This is a genomic window from Alkalihalobacillus sp. R86527 (assembly GCF_042466185.1).
In the GTDB taxonomy this organism is placed as follows: Bacteria; Bacillota; Bacilli; order Bacillales; family Guptibacillaceae; genus Guptibacillus.
Map to the genome: position 1 here is coordinate 381980 of NZ_JAXHBW010000001.1, position 15951 is coordinate 397930.

A 15951-nucleotide genomic window follows, 5' to 3' on the forward strand; every position below is an offset into this window, starting at 1 on the left:
AAAAGTGTGGTGTCAACATGGCAGTAAATTTAACTGAATTAGAACAAATGAACTTAAAAGAACTGTATGAACAGGCTAGAAAATACAAAGTCTCCTATTACAGTAAACTCAACAAAAGAGAGCTCGTCTTTGCAATTCTGAAAGCACAGGCAGAGCAGTCCGGACTTCTGTTCATGGAAGGAATTCTTGAAATTATTTCTTCTGAAGGCTTTGGCTTCTTACGACCGATTAACTATTCACCAAGTGCTGAAGATATTTATATATCAGCTTCTCAAATTCGCAGGTTCGACCTTAGAAACGGTGACCGCGTTTCCGGTAAGGTACGACCTCCGAAAGAAAATGAACGATACTATGGCCTTCTCCATGTAGAAGCAGTAAATGGAGATGACCCTGACTCTTCGAAGGAACGCGTTCATTTCCCTGCGTTAACGCCTCTCTACCCAGAGAAGCGCATGGAATTCGAAAACAAGCCGAATAACCTTTCGACTCGTATTATCGACATGATCGCTCCAGTAGGATATGGCCAACGTGGTTTGATCGTGGCGCCACCGAAGGCAGGTAAAACCATGCTGTTAAAAGAAATTGCGAACAGCATTACAACGAATCACCCTGATACGGAACTAATCGTTCTTCTTATCGATGAGCGTCCTGAGGAAGTAACAGATATTGAACGTTCTGTTGATGGAGATGTTGTGCATTCAACATTTGATGAAACGCCTGATAATCACATTAAAGTAGCGGAGCTCGTACTTGAACGTGCGATGCGTCTTGTCGAACATAAGAAAGACGTTGTTATTCTTCTCGATAGTATTACACGTCTTGCTCGTGCTTATAACCTTGTGATCCCGCCAAGTGGCCGTACACTTTCAGGTGGTATCGATCCTGCAGCTTTCCATAGACCTAAGCGTTTCTTTGGTGCTGCGCGTAACATCGAAGAAGGCGGAAGCCTAACGATCCTAGCGACAGCTCTTGTAGAAACTGGTTCTCGTATGGATGACGTCATCTATGAAGAATTCAAAGGAACAGGTAACATGGAGCTCCACCTCGACCGTCGTCTTGCTGAACGTCGTGTATTCCCAGCGATTGATATTCGTCGTTCTGGAACACGTAAAGAAGAACTTCTTCTTCCAAAAGAACAGCTTGAAATGCTTTGGACAATTCGAAAAAGCATGGATGACTCCTATGAATTTGTCGATAACTTCCTGAAGAGATTGAAGAAAACGAAGACAAACAAAGAGATGTTCAACTTGTTTGAGAAAGAGAAAAGCGGAGCTGGACGTTAAGTCATGAAAAGCGGAATGGGCCGTTTAGACCCGACAAGCGCTGGAAGCTTTTCAAGGGAACATGATTTGTGTGTTCAATTGAAAAGGTGAAGCGACTCGAGGGTCTGGCCCGTGCAGCTAGCCAGGAAAAGCGGAATGGGCCGTTTAAATCCGCAGTTCGTTGGAGCCCGTGAGGATGAGACGCTTTATGTCTCACCCGAAGGGGCGAAACGAGCGGAGGATTTGGCCCATGCAGCTAGCCAAGAAAAGCGGAATGGGCCGTTTAAATCCGCAGTTCGTTGGAGCCCGTGAGGATGAGACGGCCGAAGGATTTGGCTTCTGTAGCTAGCCCCAACAAGGAAGCTTCTAGCGAATCGACAACTGAAAAAGACTTTTTTATGACCAATTGCAATGTGTTATTCTCCCTGCTATAATACGTCTGTATGTGCAGAAATCGTTAGCTTAGCTTAACGGTTTTTAGATAACTCTGGTTCCCAAGGAATCAGGGCGGAAGGAGATGACATTCATGAAACAAGCAATTCATCCAGGTTATGAAAAAGTAACGGTTAAGTGTGCTTGCGGTAACGAATTCGAAACTGGTTCTACAAAACAAGACGGGGTTAACATTGAGGTTTGCTCAGAGTGCCACCCGTTCTACACTGGTCGTCAGAAGTTTACTGACGTTGGTGGACGCGTAGATAAGTTTAGAAAAAAATACAACCTCAACGGTTAATAAATAAGAACAGGCAAGTATTCTTCTTGCCTGTTTTTTTAACACTTTCAGGAGTGTAACACCTTCAATAGGGGAATATAGATAACAAAAGACATTGTCTTTTCGGGATAGGGAGAAAGGAGAAGCGGTTGCATGCATGTCATGAAACACAACGGCTGGATTGAGGTCATTTGCGGTAGTATGTTTTCTGGAAAATCAGAAGAGTTGATCCGCCGTGTAAGACGAGCGACTTATGCGAAACAGAAAGTTCAAGTCTTCAAGCCAAAAGTTGATAACAGATATAGTGAAGAGTCCGTTGTGTCTCATAATGGCACGTCGGTTATTGCTGTGCCGGTAAACGACTCAACTGCGATACTTGATCGTGTCGATGAAGATACAGATATGGTCGCAATCGATGAAGTGCAGTTTTTTGATGATGGAATTGTGGAAGTTGCCCAGCAGCTTGCTGATGAAGGCGTACGCGTCATCACAGCAGGTCTTGACCAGGATTTCCGTGGTAAAGCATTTGGACAGGTTCCAGAGCTTCTCACAGTAGCTGAGTCCGTAACAAAGCTGCAAGCTATTTGCGTTGTCTGCGGCTCGCCAGCAAGCAGAACACAACGCCTAATCGACGGCAAACCGGCTCACTACGATGATCCAATCATCCTAGTCGGAGCCTCAGAATCATACGAACCACGGTGTCGCCACTGCCACAAGGTACCAGGCAAACCCACAGCTAGAGACCTACAGCAGCAAGAAGTATCGAGATAAACCCGGGAAACCGGGTTTTTTTAGTTAGAAAAGCGGAAGCATCCGCTTAGACCCGAAGGCGGTGGAGGCTTTTCAAATGTACACGATTTGTGTGTTCAATTGAAAAGGTGAAGCGACTCGAGGGTCTGGATGCTGTAGCTAGCCCAAGAAAAGCGGAAGTGAGCGTTTAGAAACGGATATATTGGAACTCTCGAAAAGGAAGACGATTTTTGTGTTCCATTGAGAGAGTGAAATAGAGGAGTTTCTGCGAACTGCAGCTAGCCCAAGAAAAGCGGAAGCGAGCGTTTAGAAACGGATATATTGGAACTCTCGAAAAGGAAGACGATTTTTGTGTTCCATTGAGAGAGTGAAATAGAGGAGTTTCTGCGAACTGCAGCTAGCCCAAGAAAAGCGGAAGCATCCGCTTAGACCCGAAGGCGGTGGAAATAATTACTCTAATTAGCTAATAAAAACCGAAAGTAGATAATAAAATTAGATTTTGGCCAATAAATCTCGAATTTAGCTAATAAAATCGTATTTTAGACAAGGGCAGTATTGTTGAACAATAAATCACCGACACACACGGGCAATCAGCCTGAAACTCCTTCAAATTCCTGACAACACCTCCAACTAACATAATTTAACTGCCATACAGTCGCAAATAGTCGGACACCTTAAGAACAGGAGGTGTTTAGATGATGAAAATTTGCGCTGTTTTCCTTGCTTCACTTATGCTTTTCGCATCAGGCTGTACGCCGCTGAAGGCACCTGAATCAAATGGAGCAGCAGGTGAGGGGCAACAATTGAGCACTGATATCAATTTGAACCCGAATGCTTATCGAAATATGGATACGCAGAAACCAACCATTAGTGATGATCAAAACAAGATCCGTGAAGTTGTTGAAGCAGAGGGTCTGGATGCTGGTGCTGTTTCGATCAATGGAAATCATGCTTGGGTGAATGTGAAGTTTGAATCAGTAGAAGCGATGGATTTAAATGAACAACGAAAACGCCTGGCGAAGAAAATTTATAAGGCTGTTCCAAGATACAAAATCCATGTCCGAGCAAAATAAATACCCTCTCCCTACTGTGTGGGAGAGGGTCAATTTTTGTTAATGCTGTGCTCTTCTTGCTCCTTGTTGAATCGGATCCCATACACTGTTGTATGGAGGAGCATAGGCGAGATCGAGATCTTCGATATCATGCAGCGTCATTTGATGGAAGAGGGCAGTTGCGAGCACATCGACGCGTTTATCGACGCCGTGTTTTCCGATGAACTGGCCTCCCAAAATACGCTCGTTGTCATCTCGGAAAATGAGTTTTACATTTAGCTCGCGTGCATCAGGATAGTATCCAGCGATGTCTGTGGCCTGAGTTGAGCAGCTAGAGAACGGTAGATTTAACTCCTCTGCTTCTTTCGAGGATAATCCTGTACGTCCTAATGTTAAATCAAAGAACTTAATCACAGAGGTGCCGACGACCCCTTTGAACGTGCTTGAATTTCCGATGATGTTAAGTCCGGCGATACGACCTTGTTTATTTGCTGTTGTGCCTAGTGGGATAAAATCATCGCGCTCTTTTACGCGGTGATAGTGTGTGGCGCAATCGCCTGCAGCATAGATATCTTCAATGCTAGTTTCCATGTAGCGATTCACTTGAATGGCACCATTTTTCGCAGTATGAAGACCACACTCTTGCGCGAACTCTGTGTTAGGTTTAACTCCGACAGAGACCATAACGAGGTCAGCATCATACTCACCTTGATCTGTAACTATTTTTTCCACGCGGGAATCACCTTTAAGTTCTTTCACGGCCTCGTTCGTATGTACGGCTACGTTGTTTTGTTTTGCTTCTTCATGAATGTGCTCTGCCATGTCTTCATCAAATATTCCGCCGAGATACGGACCTAATTCGATGATGCGCACTTCTTTCCCTATTTCTCGAAATGCTTCAGCCATTTCGAGTCCGATATAACCACCACCTATAATGGCCACATTTTTGATCGATTCTGTAGTATCTTCTATTACTTTTTCAGCATCAGGGATCGTTTTCAGAGTATGTACACCGTCGAGATCGATGCCTTTCCAGTTTGGTTTTACTGGACGTACGCCAGTTGCAATCAATAATTTATCGTAGCTTTCTGAAAAGCTCTCGCCGGTTTGAAGGTTTTTCCCCTTCACAATTTTGTTATCGCTATCAACTTCTGTTGCTTCATGATAGACTCTTGCATCGATACCATATTTTTCGCGGAACGTATCGACACTTCGAGCAATCAGTTTTTCAGTTGATTCAATTTTTCCGCTGACAACGTAAGGGAGTCCGCACTGGCCATAAGAATAAATATTTCCTTTTTCAAGCGTAACGACTTTAGCTTCTTCATCATTTCTTACGATTTGCATCGCGGCACTCATTCCTGCAGCATCTCCACCTATAATGACAACTTTCATGGAAACAGCTCCTTTCATATAAAAATCACTTTTGTTAGTTTACCCTATTTAAAGAAAGTTCAAGCTATTTTTGCTTTTGACGGGCTATTTATCCTATACTATAATTAGAATGTTATGCAACGAAAACGAGGTGAAAGATCTTGTTAGAACGGTTAGAAGCTGTAGAAGAACGTTATGACAAATTAAATGGGTTATTGAGTGACCCAGAAGTAATCAATGATACGAAGAAGTTACGTGAATATTCGAAAGAGCAATCAAGTCTTGAGCAAACGGTACAGGTGTATCGTGAGTATAAGGAAGTCCTTCAAGGAATCAAAGAAGCGAAAGCGATGCTTGAGGAAGAGAAAGATTCCGAAATGCGCGAAATGGTGAAAGCTGAGATAGCTGAACTTACGCCACAGGAAGAAGAGCTCGCTGAAAGACTTCGAATTCTTCTTTTACCTAAGGATCCAAACGATGATAAGAACGTTATCATTGAAGTTCGTGGAGCTGCTGGTGGAGATGAAGCTGCCCTATTCGCAGGTGATCTTTATCGCATGTATAGTCGCTATGCGGAAGCACAAGGATGGAAGTCTGAAGTAATCGAAGCTAGTTACACAGAGTTAGGCGGATTTAAGGAAATCATTTTCATGGTCAATGGTGAAGGTGCTTATTCCAAGATGAAGTACGAAAACGGTGCACATCGCGTTCAACGTGTACCTTCTACTGAATCGGGTGGCCGTATCCATACGTCTACTGCGACTGTAGCGGTTCTACCGGAAGCAGAAGAAGTAGAAGTCGATATTCATGAGAAAGATATTCGAGTGGATACCTTTACTTCAAGTGGCCCAGGTGGACAGAGTGTTAATACGACGATGTCAGCGGTCCGTTTAACGCATGAACCTACAGGTGTAGTTGTATCATGTCAGGATGAGAAGTCACAGATTAAGAACAAAGAGAAAGCTATGAAAGTTCTTAGAGCTCGTGTGTACGATAAGTTCCAACAGGAAGCTCAAAAAGAGTACGATGAAAATCGTAAATCAGCAGTAGGTACTGGTGATCGTTCTGAGCGTATTCGTACGTATAACTTCCCTCAAAACAGAGTAACTGACCACCGTATCAACTTAACGATTCAGAAGCTTGATCAAATTCTCCAAGGTAAGATGGATGAATTTATCGATGCTTTGATTACGGAAGAACAAACTCGCTTGATGGCTGAAGCTGGAGAGTGACTTTATGAAGACAGTATTTGAAGCCCTAACCTGGGCTTCTTCTTTTTTAGAAGATCATGGACGTGAGGCATCTTCAGCAGAATGGCTATTAAAGCAGGAGCTGAACGTGTCACGAACGGAATTGTTGCTTAAGATGAGAGAAGAAATGCCTGATTTTGAAAGCTTCGAAAAGAAAATACGAATCCATGCCACAGGCGTTCCGATTCAACATCTTGTTGAACGTGAGGAATTTTATGGCCGGACGTTTCGAGTGAATAAGCATGTTTTAGTGCCTAGACCTGAAACGGAGGAGCTAGTAGAAGGCATTATTTCTCGAGCGCGAACGCTGTTTAGTGACCCACCCTCCATCGCTGATATCGGCACAGGGAGCGGGGCAATTGCGATTAGCTTAGCGCTTGAGCTTCAACAGTCAGTTACAGCGGTCGATATTTCTGAGGACGCGTTGAATATAGCGAAAGAAAACGCTAAAACCCTCAAGGCTCCTGTGTCATTTATGCATGGTGATTTAGTAGAACCGCTCAAAGGTCAGAAGTTCGATATTCTCGTTTCCAATCCACCGTATATTTCAGAAGAAGACTATAAAGAATTGGACTCCCTTGTGCGGGATCATGAGCCAATTCTTGCTCTTGTCGGTGGAGAAGATGGGTATGAGTTATATCGTCGTCTTGCATACGACCTGCCCGAAGTTATTTCAAGCCCTGGATTGATTGGTCTTGAAGTGGGTGAAAAGCAGGCGAGAACTGTTGCTGATCTATTGTGTGTTTCTTTTGGAGAGCGAATTGAAGTGGAAGTAGTGAAAGATATAAGTGGCAAAGAACGCATGGTGTTTGGCGTCATAAAATAGCCCCGTCGAAATGGCTCACATTCTGGTGAAGAGTTTCATGTTTAAAACGTCTTAATCTGGCCAGAATGAGAGCTAGAAGGGACGGGGATACAAAATGAAACAAAGCGGACTTATAAATCTATTAATCTCTATTTTTATTCTTGTATCAAGTCTTCAAGGGTCAGAAAGCAGTCAAGCATCAGAACAGCAGATAATCCCAGACGAAGCGATTCGTCTTCGTATATTGGCTAATAGTAACAGCCAGGATGACCAAAGTGTGAAGCGTCGTATCCGTGATGAAGTGAACGAATCGATCAACACATGGGTAGCTGATTTAACATCGATCGAAGCTTCTAGAACGGTTATTAAGGGGCACCTGGAAGAGATCGAAACAATTGTAAAGAAAGAGCTAGATGCCATCGGAAGTAAAGACGCATTTAAGGTCGAGTTTGATGAAGTCGCTTTTCCTACAAAGCTATATGGTGATTTCGTTTACCCTGCTGGAAACTATGAGGCTGTGTTGATCACGATTGGTGAAGGTCTTGGGGATAACTGGTGGTGTGTATTATTTCCTCCTCTTTGCTTTCTAGATTTCTCGAATGGAGATGCTGTTCAGGCGGAAACGTCTGCTGCCGACACGGAAGTGGAAGCGTCGTCGGATGACGTTGAAGTAGAGTTCTTTCTAGTACAAATGATTGGTGATTTGATAGATTGGATAAAAGGATTGTTCGCTTAAGGGTTCTATTATCCTTCTTTTATGCATAAAACGTATCATAACTACTTTTATGCTAGAAAAAGGAGGATGATAGATTTGTTTCTTGTAAGAGAAGCGACTTCCAAAGATGAAGAAGCAGTGAAAAATATCGTAAAACGTTCGGGACTTGAAGTGGACTTGATTCCTGATATAGAATCATTTTTGATAGCTGAAACAGAAGCGAAAGAATTATTTGGAGTCATCGGACTTGAGAAATATGGTCGCTCTGGACTTCTTCGTGCACTTGTATTAAATAGTGCGGAATCTACTTCTGAAAGGCTTTTGCGTTTCTTCGATCAAGTGATTGCATATGCAAAGAAATGTAACTTGGACGAGCTTTATTTAACCTCAAACGAAGAATCTTTCTTCTTTCAGGTATTTGGTTTTTCGACAATAAGTCGTGAAGAATTGTCTGTAGACATAAAACAAAATAGGTTATTCAGTGGAGATGCTTCGAATCGGGTGATTATGAGGCGCCAGTTGAACTCCTGATGTCACCATCAACAATTTTATACACAGATTGATCGTGTTTTATCCACATTATGTGGACTAGTTTGTTTTAGAACTAGAATACGTTTCTGCAAATCGTGTAGAATCCTGCTGAATAACCGCTCTTTATCCCGAAACCAATGGGTTTCTCGGCAATATGTGTATAAGAGGGTGAATAACGTGGGAGGTATCCACACAAATGTTTGGTATGTGGATGACAATGTGGATATAGAAAAATGTTATCCACAGATTGCAGAAGCTGCCGAGTTGTTGAAAAGAAATGAAGTTGTCGCTTTTCCTACTGAAACGGTATATGGGCTTGGCGGGAACGCACTTTCAGAGCAGGCTGTAGCTAAGATTTTTGAAGCGAAAGGAAGACCAGCAGACAATCCACTTATCGTTCATGTCGCTAGTCGTCCACATGTGGAAAAGTTAGTAGCTGAAATTCCGCGCCAAGCCGCTCAGTTAATGGATGCTTTCTGGCCAGGTCCTTTAACAATCGTTTTACGTGGAGGAGCAGGTGTCGCAACAAATGTTACCGCTGGTCTTGATACAGTGGCTATTCGCATGCCTGATCATCCTGTTGCTTTGGCTTTATTAGAAGCTGCCGACTTACCTTTAGCAGCGCCTAGCGCGAATCTTTCTGGTAAACCGAGTCCTACAACTGCTCAGCATGTTATTCATGACTTGACCGGAAGGGTAGCTGGAGTTGTGGATGGAGGAGCAACTGGTGTAGGCCTAGAATCGACGGTTGTGGACTGTTCTGGGGATACGATCACGATTTTGCGGCCAGGTGGGATTACGAAAGAACAGCTGGAAGAAGTCGTCGGACATGTTGAGATTGATCCAGCACTAACGGATGACAGTCATCAACCGAAATCTCCAGGAGTGAAATACAAACATTATGCGCCGTCTGCCCCAGTCACGCTAGTAGAGGGTACAAGCTCTTTCCTTCAATCTATTGTTGATAAACGCAAGGCAGAGGGAGTTAAGGTTGGCGTTTTGGCAACTGAGGAATCAGAGTCTTTGTATGAAGCGGACTTGGTGATTCCGTGTGGTTCACGAGATGATCTCATTTCTGTTGCTAACCGCCTATACGATGTTCTAAGAAGGTTTGATGAAGTGAATGTGGATGAAATCTACAGTGAAGTGTTTACTGAAGAAGGTGTTGGCGCTGCAGTAATGAATCGATTATCAAAAGCTGCCAGTGGTAATGTGATAAAGGAATAGATTACGAAGAGCGATGTCCCCAGAAGGGGCTCGCTTTTTCTTTGTTTAACGCAGAAATCACCCCGTACAAAGCGGGGTGATTTTGTGCTACTTATTTCTATATTTCTTTTGGACATATTCCTCGATCATTGCATTTGTAACATAAGAACGCGTTGGGATCGAACCTTGTTTTGCGAGTTCGTTTATTTGAGAAGTTAGTTCGTTTACACGGTCGAGTGAATAAGTTTCGTCGGCGTGACTATGTTCGACTGCCTTGGCGATTGCTGCTTCTCGTTCTTTATCTAATTGAATAAATAAATTTATTTCTCTGTTTTTTCTTCCAAGCTGTGATGAAATGTCTTTGTGTACGCTCATTGAGTATAGCCTCCAAAAGTTTGACTTTTCCTAGAATCATTTCCCTTATCCTACGACTCTTAACCTATTATTACCCCTTTCCCTTCTATTTTCAAGAGGACGTGCATAAAAGTGGAATAGCACGTCCCGGGAGGAGAGAGTATGATTTCCACTGCGCTTATTGGAGAGCTTGCAACCTTGAGTATGATGGCATTAGCTCTCGGTATGGATGCCTTTTCAGTTGGACTAGGTATGGGGATGATTCCCCTTCGTCTTCGTCAAATTACTAAGATCGGAATTGTTATCGGATTGTTCCATATGGGAATGCCTCTGGCTGGGTTATTGATTGGAAAGATTATATCCGTTCATTTTGGGAGTATCGCCTCTATGATCGGAGGAGGTTTGTTGCTCATCTTAGGGATACAAATGTGCCTGTCTTCGTTTACTTCCAGTGATAAGCCTTTCGTGAAACCGTTTGGGATCGGGTTGCTCTTGTTTTCTCTTAGCGTGAGCTTAGATAGTTTTTCTGTTGGGTTGAGTTTAGGTATATATGGAGCGAGAGTCATCGTCACGATCGTTTTGTTCGGATTGATCAGTATGATGCTAACTTGGGCTGGTTTGATTATAGGTAAAAAGTTTCAGAACGTTATCGGATCGTATAGTGAACTGTTTGGAGGGTGCATCTTGTTCGGGTTTGGGTTAAAGCTTCTCGTTATATAGAATATGATGCCGCTCGGAAGCGACATCATAATGGTGAATTTATTCTGAGATTCCCTGTAAAAGTTGAGCATACGGAGAATCAGAAGGTAACATGATGACTGTTTCATCATTAAGTGTTGTTCGATAGGACTTCAGCGTTCGGTAAAGCTCGTAGAACTCTGGATCCTGACTGAATGCTTCGTTATAGATCTTAGCAGCCTCGGATTCCCCTTCGGCAACGATTTCTTGGGCATCAGCATCAGCTGTAGCGAGAATCGTATCTACTTCTTTATCCGTTTCCGCTTTGATTCGATCTGCTTCCGCATCACCTTGAGAAAGGTATTCTTGCGCTTTGGATTCACGCTCAGAAATCATTCGCTGGAAGACGGACTTTTCGTTAGCGTCAGGTAGATCGGTACGTTTCATTCTTACGTCTGTTACCTTAATCCCATAGGCATCTCGTTCTAGTAATTCATTCACACGATCGCGTACACGCGTGTTAAAACTACCTCTACTGGATTTTTCCTCATTAATAATTTCATCGTACGTTAATTGACCAAGCTCTGATCGAATAACAGAGAAGATGAATTCTCCCATTTTGGCTTCAGCATTTTCGATGGTACGAGCATTACTGATCATGTTCTGAGGATCTTTGACTGACCAAACAGCATAGTTATCCACTGTCATTCGCTTTTTATCTTTCGTCGTAATTTCTTCTGGATTCACATCATATAACATTTGATACTTCGGAAGAGTCGTAATCGATTGGATGAACGGAATCTTGAAATTAAGACCCGGACTCGTTTCGATTCGAACAACGTCTCCGAATTGACGGATAACCTTATATTCGCCTTCTTTTACGACGAAAATAGAGCTGAAGATACCGCCGATGACAATGAGAAGTGCAATGATGAGAAGAGCGCTTTTAATTAGTTTAGAAGGATTTATATTCTTTCGGTGTTCATCCATATTAAAAACGTTGTTATCACTCATTCGACTCACTTCCCTTCGGCTTTTCAGTCTTACCAGGCTGGATCGGTAAGTATTTTACAGTATCTCCGCCTTCATCAGTAATGTAGATCTTCGTATCAGGTAATACTTCTTCAAGCGTCTCTAAAATGAGACGTTTTTTCGTTACTTCAGGACTATTCTTATATTCGTTGTAAAGTGCATTAAAGGTTGCGACGTCACCACGCGCTTGCTCGACGCGCTGTGCTTTTTTACCTAGGGCTTTTGAAATACGTGCGTCCTTTTGTCCTTCAACAACACTAAGCTCCTGGTTTTTATATTTTCTCGCTCCGTAGATCGTCGTTTCTTTTTGTTCACGAGCGTCAACTACGTTCGTAAACGCTTTTCGGACTTCATCGTTTGGTAATTCAACATCCTGTAGCTTCACGTCAAGGATAGAGATACCGATTTCGTACTCATCGATGAGTTTCGTAAGGATTTCACGAACGCTTCCTTCGATTTCAGCTTTACCAGAGGTAAGTGCTTCGTCGATTTCAGAGCTTCCGATAACACCTCTTAAGGAAGAGGATGTTGCGTTATAAAGGATTTCTTTCGGTTGATCAGAATAATAAAGATATTTCTTCGGATTTGTAATTCGCCACTGCACGACAAGGTCAGCCAGGACGATATTTTCATCACCCGTTACCATTTTCGTTTCTTTAGGGAAATCCACGATTTCGCCATCTTTTTCATCGTATCCAAACGTTAAACTAAACGTCTCTCTCGGTAATATATCAACTTGTTGAATTGGCCACGGCAACTTGAAGTGTAGACCGGCATCGCTAATTTCTTCGTCTACTTTCCCAAATGTCATGATCACAGCTTGCTCGGATTCATCTACCGTATACCAGCTCGTAACAAGTACGATTCCTAGTAGTAGAAAGAGGACGATGGAACCAGCAATAACTGCTATTCTTCTTTGTGACATTTTATTTCCCCCCTTGGTTTTGCTTCTATCAAGTATTACGCTTTCATGTTACAAAAAGTTTCATTTTTGTTAAAAAACATTTCATGGATCGTGCTTAATTGAACAGGGTGGATTTATCGCCTTACATCTTTCATAATAAAGGTAGAAGGAGAGTGGCTACGTTGAAGGTTTTATTTATCTGCACAGGGAATACGTGTCGAAGTCCAATGGCGGAAGCGATCGTGAAAAATAAAAAAAGTAAGGTCGAAGTGAAGTCTGCAGGTGTTTTCGCTGCAAATGGGTCACCTGCCAGCCAACAAGTTGTAACTCTTTTGAAAGACAAGAACATATCGTTTTCCCATAGTGCTCGCTTACTAGATCGGGAGCTTGCTGAATGGGGAGATTTACTTCTTACAATGACAGAGAGTCATAAAGCGTTGGTTTTAAGAGATTTTCCGGAGCTGTCTCACAAAGTTAGTACGTTAAAAGAGTATGTTTTTGGAGAAGGGATGTACGAACCTTACCAAAGAAAAGCTGCAGAACTTGAAACAAAACGCGCGACTTTTATACATGAAATGAATGGATTAAGTGGTGAGGAAGAAGAGGAGAAGAGAAAAGCGTTTGAACAAGAGCTAATGAAAGAACTAGAGCAATTGGAAATGCTAGAGAAAAATCTTCCTTCCATCGATATCTCTGATCCATTTGGTGGATCTTTAGACCAATATCATCAAACATATAATGAAATAGAAGATGCAGTAGAACGATTAATCGAACAACTAACAAAGGATAATAATGAGGAGGATGAACGGTGAGAGTTGCAATTGGAGCGGATCACGCAGGTGTTATGATCAAGGATGACATTATAGAAGTAATAGAGGAATTAGGCATGGAAGTTACCGACCTTGGATGCAATTGCAAAGACTCTGTTGATTACCCGGACTATGCTATACCTGTAGCCGAACATGTTGCTTCTGGAAAAGCTGACCGAGGCATTCTTATTTGTGGAACAGGCATCGGCATGTCCATCACAGCGAATAAAGTCGAAGGAATTCGATGTGCGCTTGTTCACGACTTGTTTAGTGCAAAGGCAACGAGACAGCACAATGATTCCAACGTATTAGCGATGGGTGAGCGGATCATCGGCCCTGGACTTGCTAAGGAAATCGCCAAAGTTTGGCTTGAAACAGAGTATGAAGGCGGTCGTCACGCAAAGCGCGTAGGTAAGATTACTGCTTACGAAACGAATTAAAGGAGGAATGAGCTGTGGATGAGAAAATGGCTCAGCAGATTTCCCAGCATACCCGTGAAGCATTAGATGATCTACAAGTTGATGCTCGTTTGTCGGAGCGAAATCTTTTAATTGTCGGAATGAGTTCAAGTGAGGTCATGGGAGAACGAATAGGGACTGCCGGTACCACTTTTGCTGCTGAAGCAGTTTATGAAAGCATCGGTTCATTTCAGAATGAGACGGGTGTAAACATTGCGTTTCAATGCTGTGAACACTTAAATCGCGCTCTAGTAGTTGAACGAGAAACTGCTGAAGCTAGAAACTATGGCATTGTAGCTGCCGTTCCTACAATTCATGCAGGTGGTTCAATGGCAACGTATGCTTTTCAAAGGATGCGTGATCCCGTACTTGTTGAATTCATTTCAGCAGACGCAGGAATCGATATTGGTGATACCTTTATCGGTATGCATATTAGACACGTAGCGGTGCCTGTTAGAAGCAGGCATAAAGCAATAGGACATGCACATTTAACGATGGCGAGATCCCGTCCAAAACTTATTGGTGGTGAACGAGCTTCGTATCCTACTAAAAATGAGCATTGTTTTTAGGTGAAAAACCGAACATTTTCAATATTGTTTTATTTAATATACGGTATCGAAGATCTGTGATACAATGCAAGCGAGATTGATTCACGACTATTCAATTAAAGGATAGAAATATGTGTGAGATGGAAAGGGGATATCAATGCAACAACTAGCAAAGCATGATCAGGAGTTATTTCAGGCAATTCAAGACGAGCTAGGTAGACAACGTAGCAAAATTGAACTAATTGCATCAGAGAACTTTGTTTCAGAAGCTGTGATGAAGGCACAGGGGTCCGTTCTAACGAACAAGTATGCGGAAGGTTATCCAGGTCGCCGTTACTATGGTGGCTGTGAGTATGTAGACGTAGCTGAAAACATCGCAAGAGATCGAGCAAAGCAGTTATTTGGAGCAGACCATGCTAACGTCCAGCCACATTCAGGCGCACAAGCAAACATGGGCGTATACTTCACTGTCCTAGATCAAGGAGATACGGTCCTTGGTATGAACCTTTCACATGGAGGACATCTCACACATGGTAGTTCCGTTAACTTCAGTGGTGTTCAATATAATTTTGTGGATTACGGTGTAGATAAAGACTCACATCGCATCGATTATGATGATGTGCTTGAGAAAGCCAAAGAACATCGTCCGAAATTGATCGTTGCAGGCGCAAGTGCATATCCTCGAGAAATCGACTTCAAGCGTTTCCGTGAAATTGCTGATGAAGTTGATGCTTATTTGATGGTAGATATGGCACACATTGCTGGACTTGTAGCAACAGGACATCATCCTAACCCAGTTCCTTACGCTGATTTTGTAACGACAACCACTCACAAAACGCTTCGTGGCCCACGTGGTGGTATGATTCTTTGTAAAGAGGAATTTGCGAAGAAAATCGATAAGTCTATTTTCCCAGGTCTTCAAGGTGGTCCACTCATGCATGTGATCGCTGCAAAAGCAGTAGCATTCGGTGAGGCGTTATCGGAAGATTTCAAGCAATACTCAGAAAGTATTATTAAGAATGCTAGAAAACTAGCATCCTCTCTAGAGAAAGAGGGAATCAATCTTGTTTCTAATGGAACAGATAACCATCTTGTTTTATTAGACCTTCAGAGTCTTGAAATCACTGGTAAAGTGGCAGAGAAGGCATTGGATGATATCGGTATTACAACGAATAAAAACACGATTCCATTCGATCCGCAAAGTCCTTTTGTAACAAGTGGACTCCGTATCGGAACCGCTGCTGTCACATCACGAGGATTTGGTGAAACTGAAATGGAAGAAATCGCAAGCATCATGAGCGATGTTCTTCATAATATTGAAGATGAAAATGTATTGAAGAATGCAGAGCAGCGTGTTGTTGAACTAACAAATAAATTCCCAATGTATGAAGATCTTTCCTATTAATAGATGAAAGTCAGGGCGGATAAGCGTCCGAGAGCTGTCGAAACTGTTTCGACAGCTCTTTTTATACTCTAGTAAATCGGGCTAGTTAACCCCTGTAAGCAGAGGA

At 42.7% G+C, this 15951-nt stretch carries 18 protein-coding genes; 14 read left to right on the forward strand and 4 right to left on the reverse strand.

The window, feature by feature from the left end:
* Window positions 1-17: 17 nt before the first annotated feature.
* The 4 genes from rho to SJY16_RS02055 all read left to right on the forward strand — a co-directional run bounded on the left by rho (window position 18) and on the right by SJY16_RS02055 (window position 3797).
* Complete coding sequence (rho, locus tag SJY16_RS02040; RefSeq protein ID WP_377887405.1) at window positions 18-1283, forward strand: transcription termination factor Rho; 1266 nt, start codon at window positions 18-20, stop codon at window positions 1281-1283.
* Window positions 1284-1788: 505 nt separating this feature from the next.
* On the forward strand, window positions 1789-1995 hold the full coding sequence (rpmE, locus tag SJY16_RS02045; RefSeq protein WP_377887406.1) for a 50S ribosomal protein L31: 207 nt from the start codon (window positions 1789-1791) through the stop codon (window positions 1993-1995).
* A gap of 132 nt (window positions 1996-2127) precedes the next feature.
* Window positions 2128-2745 carry a thymidine kinase gene (locus tag SJY16_RS02050; RefSeq protein ID WP_377887407.1) on the forward strand — a complete coding sequence of 206 codons (618 nt, stop codon included), beginning with the start codon at window positions 2128-2130 and terminating at the stop codon, window positions 2743-2745.
* A gap of 674 nt (window positions 2746-3419) precedes the next feature.
* Window positions 3420-3797, forward strand: coding sequence for a hypothetical protein (locus SJY16_RS02055; protein WP_377887408.1), 378 nt, complete (start codon window positions 3420-3422; stop codon window positions 3795-3797).
* A gap of 39 nt (window positions 3798-3836) precedes the next feature.
* On the opposite strand, the gene SJY16_RS02060 is transcribed toward SJY16_RS02055, so the two are convergent.
* Entirely contained in the window at window positions 3837-5171 is a 1335-nt protein-coding gene (locus SJY16_RS02060; protein ID WP_377887409.1) for a CoA-disulfide reductase, read from the reverse strand.
* 140 nt (window positions 5172-5311) lie between these two features.
* On the opposite strand from SJY16_RS02060, the gene prfA reads away from it, so the two are divergent.
* From prfA to SJY16_RS02085, 5 genes are all read left to right on the forward strand, one after another.
* Window positions 5312-6382, forward strand: coding sequence for a peptide chain release factor 1 (gene prfA, locus SJY16_RS02065; RefSeq protein ID WP_377887410.1), 1071 nt, complete (start codon window positions 5312-5314; stop codon window positions 6380-6382).
* Between the two features lie 4 nt (window positions 6383-6386).
* Window positions 6387-7226 (forward strand): peptide chain release factor N(5)-glutamine methyltransferase, encoded by an 840-nt coding sequence (gene prmC / locus SJY16_RS02070; protein WP_377887412.1) that lies wholly within the window; start codon window positions 6387-6389, stop codon window positions 7224-7226.
* A 94-nt stretch (window positions 7227-7320) separates the two neighbouring features.
* Complete coding sequence (gene spoIIR / locus SJY16_RS02075; protein WP_377887413.1) at window positions 7321-7941, forward strand: stage II sporulation protein R; 621 nt, start codon at window positions 7321-7323, stop codon at window positions 7939-7941.
* A gap of 66 nt (window positions 7942-8007) precedes the next feature.
* A complete protein-coding gene (locus SJY16_RS02080) occupies window positions 8008-8451 on the forward strand; it encodes a GNAT family N-acetyltransferase (RefSeq protein WP_377887414.1) in 444 nt (147 codons plus the stop codon).
* Between the two features lie 186 nt (window positions 8452-8637).
* Window positions 8638-9678, forward strand: a complete 1041-nt coding sequence (locus tag SJY16_RS02085) for an L-threonylcarbamoyladenylate synthase (protein WP_377892022.1) — start codon at window positions 8638-8640, stop codon at window positions 9676-9678.
* 87 nt (window positions 9679-9765) lie between these two features.
* Here the strand turns inward: SJY16_RS02085 and SJY16_RS02090 are convergent, their stop codons facing one another.
* Window positions 9766-10032, reverse strand: a complete 267-nt coding sequence (locus tag SJY16_RS02090; protein WP_377887415.1) for a DUF2533 family protein — start codon at window positions 10030-10032, stop codon at window positions 9766-9768.
* Window positions 10033-10173: 141 nt separating this feature from the next.
* On the opposite strand from SJY16_RS02090, the gene SJY16_RS02095 reads away from it, so the two are divergent.
* The gene (locus SJY16_RS02095; RefSeq protein WP_377887416.1) at window positions 10174-10731 is read left to right on the forward strand and encodes a manganese efflux pump MntP; all 558 of its coding nucleotides are present in this window, start codon (window positions 10174-10176) and stop codon (window positions 10729-10731) included.
* A 39-nt stretch (window positions 10732-10770) separates the two neighbouring features.
* On the opposite strand, the gene hflC is transcribed toward SJY16_RS02095, so the two are convergent.
* Window positions 10771-11703, reverse strand: coding sequence for a protease modulator HflC (hflC, locus tag SJY16_RS02100; protein WP_377887417.1), 933 nt, complete (start codon window positions 11701-11703; stop codon window positions 10771-10773).
* A complete protein-coding gene (hflK, locus tag SJY16_RS02105; RefSeq protein WP_377887418.1) occupies window positions 11696-12646 on the reverse strand; it encodes an FtsH protease activity modulator HflK in 951 nt (316 codons plus the stop codon). Before hflK ends, hflC begins: the two co-directional genes overlap by 8 nt.
* 161 nt (window positions 12647-12807) lie before the next feature.
* Here hflK and SJY16_RS02110 point away from each other — a divergent pair, with 161 nt between their 5' ends.
* From SJY16_RS02110 to SJY16_RS02125, 4 genes are all read left to right on the forward strand, one after another.
* Window positions 12808-13437, forward strand: coding sequence for a low molecular weight protein arginine phosphatase (locus SJY16_RS02110; RefSeq protein ID WP_377887420.1), 630 nt, complete (start codon window positions 12808-12810; stop codon window positions 13435-13437).
* On the forward strand, window positions 13434-13874 hold the full coding sequence (rpiB, locus tag SJY16_RS02115) for a ribose 5-phosphate isomerase B (protein ID WP_377887421.1): 441 nt from the start codon (window positions 13434-13436) through the stop codon (window positions 13872-13874). Before SJY16_RS02110 ends, rpiB begins: the two co-directional genes overlap by 4 nt.
* 26 nt (window positions 13875-13900) lie before the next feature.
* Complete coding sequence (locus SJY16_RS02120) at window positions 13901-14461, forward strand: TIGR01440 family protein (protein WP_377892023.1); 561 nt, start codon at window positions 13901-13903, stop codon at window positions 14459-14461.
* 136 nt (window positions 14462-14597) lie between these two features.
* On the forward strand, window positions 14598-15845 hold the full coding sequence (locus tag SJY16_RS02125) for a serine hydroxymethyltransferase (protein WP_377887422.1): 1248 nt from the start codon (window positions 14598-14600) through the stop codon (window positions 15843-15845).
* Window positions 15846-15951 lie beyond the last annotated feature (106 nt).